At 66.1% G+C, this 5,999-nt stretch carries 5 protein-coding genes and 1 pseudogene; all 6 read left to right on the plus strand.

All coding sequences use genetic code 11. From position 1 onward, the window contains the following. Positions 1–951 (plus strand): annotated as a pseudogene (locus tag D471_RS0127750) (hypothetical protein); the annotation flags it as partial. Between the two features lie 18 nt (positions 952–969). Next, positions 970–2,379: a phage portal protein gene (locus D471_RS36585; RefSeq protein WP_017601643.1), complete on the plus strand. Its 1,410-nt coding sequence runs from the start codon at positions 970–972 to the stop codon at positions 2,377–2,379. A gap of 42 nt (positions 2,380–2,421) precedes the next feature. Next, positions 2,422–4,164 (plus strand): VG15 protein, encoded by a 1,743-nt coding sequence (locus tag D471_RS37920; RefSeq protein WP_152486474.1) that lies wholly within the window; start codon positions 2,422–2,424, stop codon positions 4,162–4,164. A 529-nt stretch (positions 4,165–4,693) separates the two neighbouring features. Beyond that, on the plus strand, positions 4,694–4,879 hold the full coding sequence (locus D471_RS0127770; RefSeq protein WP_152486475.1) for a hypothetical protein: 186 nt from the start codon (positions 4,694–4,696) through the stop codon (positions 4,877–4,879). 228 nt (positions 4,880–5,107) lie between these two features. Beyond that, positions 5,108–5,701, plus strand: coding sequence for a hypothetical protein (locus D471_RS0127775; protein ID WP_017601647.1), 594 nt, complete (start codon positions 5,108–5,110; stop codon positions 5,699–5,701). Beyond that, a partial coding sequence (locus D471_RS36595; RefSeq protein WP_017601648.1) for a head-tail adaptor protein occupies positions 5,698–5,999 on the plus strand: 302 nt, incomplete at its 3' end. The genes D471_RS0127775 and D471_RS36595, both read left to right, overlap by 4 nt.

Here is a 5,999-nt window from a genome sequence, read left to right on the forward strand (position 1 = left end):
CCCACGGGACCCGCTGGCGATGGGTGGCCACCACGCAAGTTGACGACGACGAACGCTTGGGACCCTTCCGAGAACAGCGTCGCCCAGCGCACCTACGAGTCGTCGACGGCCGACGTCTTCCGTGACTTCGCTCAGGCTCCGGCCTCGCTGCGGTTCAGCAACAAGGCGGAACGACGCCGGATCTACCGACACGTCTACGGGGATTCGTGGTGGGTCGACCTGGACGTCATCGACGGCGAGGCCGTCGAACTGGCTGAGCGCGACGAGGCCCAGGCCGAAAGGTTCTTCGGCAACCGGATCACGTCGGGCACCGCCTCTTGGCTGAACGCCGCATCATGGGCTGAACGAGAGGAAGAACGAGCGGTCCCCGACGGCAGCCGGATCGTTCTGGGCTTCGACGGATCGGACCTGGACGACTGGACGGCCGTGCGTGCCGAGACACTCGACGGCTTCCAGTTCACCCCCGCCTACGGTCCGGAACGGCGACCGGCCATTTGGAATCCGGCCGACTACGGCGGACAGGTTCCCCGCCTTGAGGTCCGCGCCGCGATCGAAGAATTGATGCGCCGCTACGACGTCGTGCGTCTGTACGCCGACCCGCCGTATTGGGAGACCGAAGTCGACGAGTGGGTCGACGCCTACGGTGAACGTCGCGTCATCCGCTGGCACACGCGCCGCATCGTGCAAATGCACGCCGCCGCCGAGCGGCTCAAGACCGATGTCACGAAAAGCGACACGACATGGTCGCACGACGCCTGTCCCATCACCGCGGCACACGTGGCCAACTCAAGAACGGCTGCGAGACCCGGTGACCGATACGTGCTGAGAAAGGCTTCGTCGGCGCAGAAAATCGACGCCACCGTATCGTCGATCCTCGCTCACGAGGCCGCCTGCGACGTGATTTCCGCAGGTCTGGCGACCCGTAAGAAGAACTACGTCTATACCGCGTAATGAGGCGAGAGGGGTGGCATGGCCACGCTTGAACAGGCTCAGGTGCTCGTCACCCTGCTGGAGAACGAGCTGAACGCCCGCACCGGCGAAGCCGAGCGACTGAACGGCTACTACCGAGGCGAGCAGCCGCTGCGATTCGCCTCATCGGAATTCCGCGAGTACTTCGCCCAGCGTTATCGGGAATTCGCGGACAACTGGACGCAGGTGGTCGCCGACTCCCCGGTCGAACGGCTCACCGTCACCGGCATGAAACCCGCCGGGTCCGACGGGGCGGATCGTGAACTGTGGCGGGTCTGGCAGGTCAACGGCCTCGACGCCGACTCGCAGCTGGGGTTCCTCGGAGCCGGAACGACGGCACGGTCGTTCGTCCTGGTCTGGGGCAACCCCGACGACGACACCACGCCGGAGGTCACGTTCGAGGACGCGCGGGAGTGCGTCGTCGCCTACGAGCCCGGCAGTCGACGACGGCGTCGCGCGGCGCTCAAACGCTGGCAGGACGGTCACACCGAGTTCGCGACCCTCTACCTGCCCGACGAGGTCTGGAAGTTCCAGAGACCGCTGCTTCGGCACGCCCGCTCGTTCCACCCCACGGGCTCCGGCGGCATGACGTGGCAGCCACGTGATACCGCGGACGAGCCGAACCCGCAGCCCAACCCGCTGGGGAGAGTCCCGGTCGTCGAGCTCGCCAACCGTCCGACACTCGCCGACGAGCCGATGTCGGACGTCGCCGGCACGATCGCCATGCAAGACGCGATCAACCTGCTCTGGAGCCAGCTGTTCACCGCCGCGGACTACGCGGCGTTCCCACAGCGGGTGATTCTGGGCGCCGATATGCCGACCACCCCGGTCCTCGACGAGAACGGCCAGGTCGTCGGCGAGAAGCCGGTCCCGATGGAGAAGTTCGCCGTCGACCGCGTTCTCTGGATCACCGGAGAGCAAGCCAAGATCGCCGAATGGTCGGCCGCGAACCTGGCCGCCTACACCGACGTGATCGAGGTGGCGGTCGGGCACATCGCGGCTCAGACCAGGACTCCCCAGCACTACCTGATCGGGCGGATGGCGAACCTCTCCGGCGATGCCTTGATCGCGGCGGAGACCGGGTTGGTCAAGCGGGTCGAGGAGAAACAGCTGTGGTTCGGCCAGAGCCTGCGCGAGATGTTCGCCCTGATCGCGCTCGCCCAGGGAGACCAGGCCAAGGCGCGCGCGATCGCCGCGGGCAGCGTGCTGTGGGCGGACGTCGAGTCACGCTCCCAGGCCCAGCTGGCCGACGCGCTGCTGAAACTCCAACAGGTCGGCTTCCCCTTCGAATGGATCGCGGCCCGGTACGGGCTCACCCCCACTGAGATCGCCGACCTGCTCGCCATGAAGGAACGAGAGGCGGCCGCGGACCCGATCGGCGCGATCGCCGCGGAGATGGGCCGCTCCTAGACCACACGGCTGAACGGACCCCGCGGAGAGCGAGGTGTGGCCGTGTCTTTGGACCTCGCTCTCGAACATCAGGCTCAGCAAGCCCGGATCGCCGCGAACGCCGCGCGCGACGTCGTGAATTCCTGGCGCGACACGATCGACCCCGACAACATCCGCGAGTCCTTGCGGAGCTTCGTCGACGAGGCCGTGGACGTCGTCACGGCGGCGCAGTTCGTGACAGCGGAGGGCGCGGAGTCCTACTTGGATCGGGTGCTTCCCGGTGAGCCGCCCGCGCGGCTGAACCCGAGAGCTCTGGCCGGGGTGGCATCCGACGGGCGCGACCTCTCGACCCTGCTCGCACGGCCCGCGATCACCGCGCTCGGCCTCATCGCCAAGGGCGCATCGGTGGAGAGGGCGATGGCCGCGGCCAGGGTGTCGTTGGAACGCATCGTCCGCACCCAGGTGGCCGACGCCGGACGCGCCGCCGACCTCACGGGTCTTACCGCGCGCCCTGAGGCGGTCGGTTACACCCGGGTCGTCAACCTGCCCGCCTGTGCCGATTGCATCGCGCTGGCGGGCCAGCTCCTCTCCTGGTCCGAAGGGTTCGCGCGGCACCCGCAGTGCGACTGCGCGGTGATGCCGTTGACGGCCGACGATCCACCCCCGCAGTCGCCGCGGGAGCTCTTCGAGCGGATGAGCCCTGACGAGCAGGCGCGCCGGTTCGGCGCGGCCCGGGCTGAGGCGATCCGGGAGGGCGCCGACATCGGACAAGTCATCAGCACGCGTCGACGTATGAGTGTCGCCGGAAGGCGCCTGGACGCTGCGGAGAGCACGACGAATGGCGAGAACTCGGACCCGCGAACTGAGGCCCTCGTCGACGGTGATCGTGTCCGCGCATCACGTGGTGGGCGGACAATGCCCGATCAGATCATCGCAGAGTCGAACGGGGACCGTGAGGCAGCTGTTCGGGGATTGACCGGGTACGGCTACGTGACGCCTACGGAAGGCGAAGAGGTATCAACCACCGACGACAGGCCGGACAGTTCGACGTCATCGGTATCGGAGCAGTCTGCTACGGAGGTAAATCCTCGTCTCCTCGGTGGGAACATCGTGGTCTCGGACCCTGATGCCCCGCACGCCCAGATCCTGGACACCGTGGTGGGTATCATCGCCGATCTCCACGCACTGCCTGATCCGATACCTCCGATCCCCTTGGTCAACGAGGATCGGCCTAACAGACACGGAGCATACATACGTTTCGAGGACGGCACGCCCTACCAGTTCAGAATCAGCGCGAACTCCCCGACGCCTCATTTGACTACCGCCCACGAGCTGGGGCACGTCCTTGATCACCTCGTCCTAGGAACGAATCCAAGGTTGGACGCGAGCACGACAGAGGTTGAGGGCATTCTTCGGGAGTGGCGGGGGACGGTGATGTCAACGGCGCTTTACCGACTTCTGGACAGCCTCGATCCGGCCGAGCGAGGTGCCATCATCGGGCAGGTTGTTTCCTTAGACGGTACATCACGCATGGTTCGGGCTACTTCTGATGAGATCTCGTACCTACTGTCTCCTGCAGAGCTTTTTGCTCGCTCTTACGCCCAATGGGTGACACTCAGATCGGGTGATGATACCCTGATTGAGGAACTCGAGTATGTGCAAGATCTGACCATTGGGCGCGAAGGTGAGCAAGTCGCGGGTTACGCTCAGATTCCGCAGCAATGGGACGATGAAGATTTCGAACCACTCGAAGGTGTCTTCGACCGCCTCTTCGACCGCATGGGCCTCCTGGAGTTCGAACTGTGACTGAGAACAAACCGCTGACCCAGATACTCCGCGAGGAAGGTGTAGATGCCTTGCGGAGGCGTCTCGCTGAGATCGAGGATCGAGTTCACCGAGAAAAGGTGACGGAGGTAGCCCCTCCCATTCCCACCCACTCGTGCGTGGAAATTGTGGAACGTGATCCTCATGATTTGCCCTGATGTCGGTTGGGCTCTCCCAGGCGGGCTCCGCTGTCACACAAGGGGCTGCGGCTGTCCGGCATTCCGGATGGGCTGCTGAATCGCTGCACTCCAGGGCGACGTGAGCGGATTGAAGTTTCTTCGTTTTCAACCAGAGGAGAATCGGCTCAGCTGTATGCTGATAGCCCGGAAGAACCGTTCCGGCCTGCTAACGACACTCCAGTGATCTTCGCCCTAATCAATGGTTTTGGGGTACCCTTGAAGGGTGTTGGAATCACCGCAGACAGCGTCGAAGTCATCTTCGACGGCGAGATCGAGTCGTTGAACTCTGACTACGTGAATGGTCGAGTGGAGGCGTAACTCTGATGGATCCGGTGAACGACACCCCTCAGATGCTGTACCGGCGCACTGAGGAAGGGGAGATGGTGGCCTATGTTCCGGAAGATGAACTCAACACGCCCGAAAGGCGAGCTGCGGCTTCCGCCTATCGCGATCGACTGAAGCGCCGCATTGACGCTTATGTTGCTGAGGGGCTGATCGACCCCGTCGACCTCGATTGATCTTCTCCCGACAGCACTCTCCCGACCCCGCCGCTGGCGGGGTTTTCTCATGCCCGCGTGCGATGCCCGCCCACCCCCACCCCCCACTTCGGTTGCGTCGGCGCTCGCCTGAGCACCATCCGATAGCCGATCACAGAACTCGTTCCTCCTGGGCTCACGCGGGACGCGGCTGAGCGCGCCCCAGGTCGGCCCCCTCACTCTCGTCAACGAAAGGAAAGGGGGTCGCCCGTGGCGCTAGCACCCCTGGCCACCGTCACCGACGCCCAGAACCTGGGCCTGGTCGTGCCCACCGAGGAAATCCCTCTGCTGGAGGCCTACCTGGCCGCTGCCTCCGCCGCGGTGCGCGACGCCGCGGGAGCGCCCATCGGCCAGACCACCTCCACCATCACCGTGGAGGCCGAGGCCACCCAGAGCCTCCACCTGCCCGGGCCGCCCGTCACGTCCGTGTCCAGCGTGACCGTGGACGGCGCGCCGGTCACCGACTACCGCCTGACCTCCGGCACCTTGTGGCGGGCGGGCGGATGGTCGTCCGACGGCACCCCACGCCGGGTCCAGGTCACCTACACGCACGGCTTGCCCGAAGTCCCCTCCGACATCGTGATGCTGGTGTGCCGCATCGCCGCCGCGACCCTGCTCGCCTGGCGGGCGGAGACCGACGGCAGCGGCCTGGCGGCCACGGACATCCGCCAGGAGCGGATCGGCGACTACTCCGTGACCTACGGCGGTGACGGTCGGATCACCGAGCTGGAGCTCTCCGACCGGCTCACGCGACGCCTGGCCAGGCGGTTCGGCGGGGGTGTCGGTCTGGTGAGGTCCCGGTGAGGGGCGGCACCGGCCGCCTGCTGAACACCAGCGTCGAGGTCTGGCGGGTGGCGCTCGCCGACGACGGCGGGGGCGGCCAGGTCGAGACGTGGACATCGCTCGGCGACCAACGCGCCCGGCTCTCCCAGCCGTCGTCCTCCCAACGCGAGGTCGGGGAGCAGGAGGGCGCCAACATGACGCACGTGGCCTACCTGAGCCCCGGGGCGGACGTCCGCCGCGGGGACCAGTTACGGCGGCCGGACCTGGTCCTGGAGGTCGTCGCCGTCTTCACTCCGTCCGTGCGCGGCACCTACCTGCG

The organism is Nocardiopsis lucentensis DSM 44048 (assembly GCF_000341125.1).
Lineage (GTDB): Bacteria > Actinomycetota > Actinomycetes > Streptosporangiales > Streptosporangiaceae > Nocardiopsis > Nocardiopsis lucentensis.

Coding starts and splice junctions, on each gene's coding strand:
- D471_RS36585 (WP_017601643.1), top strand. CDS start 970: ATGGCCACGCTTGAACAGGCTCAGGTGCTCGTCACCCTGCTGGAGAAC.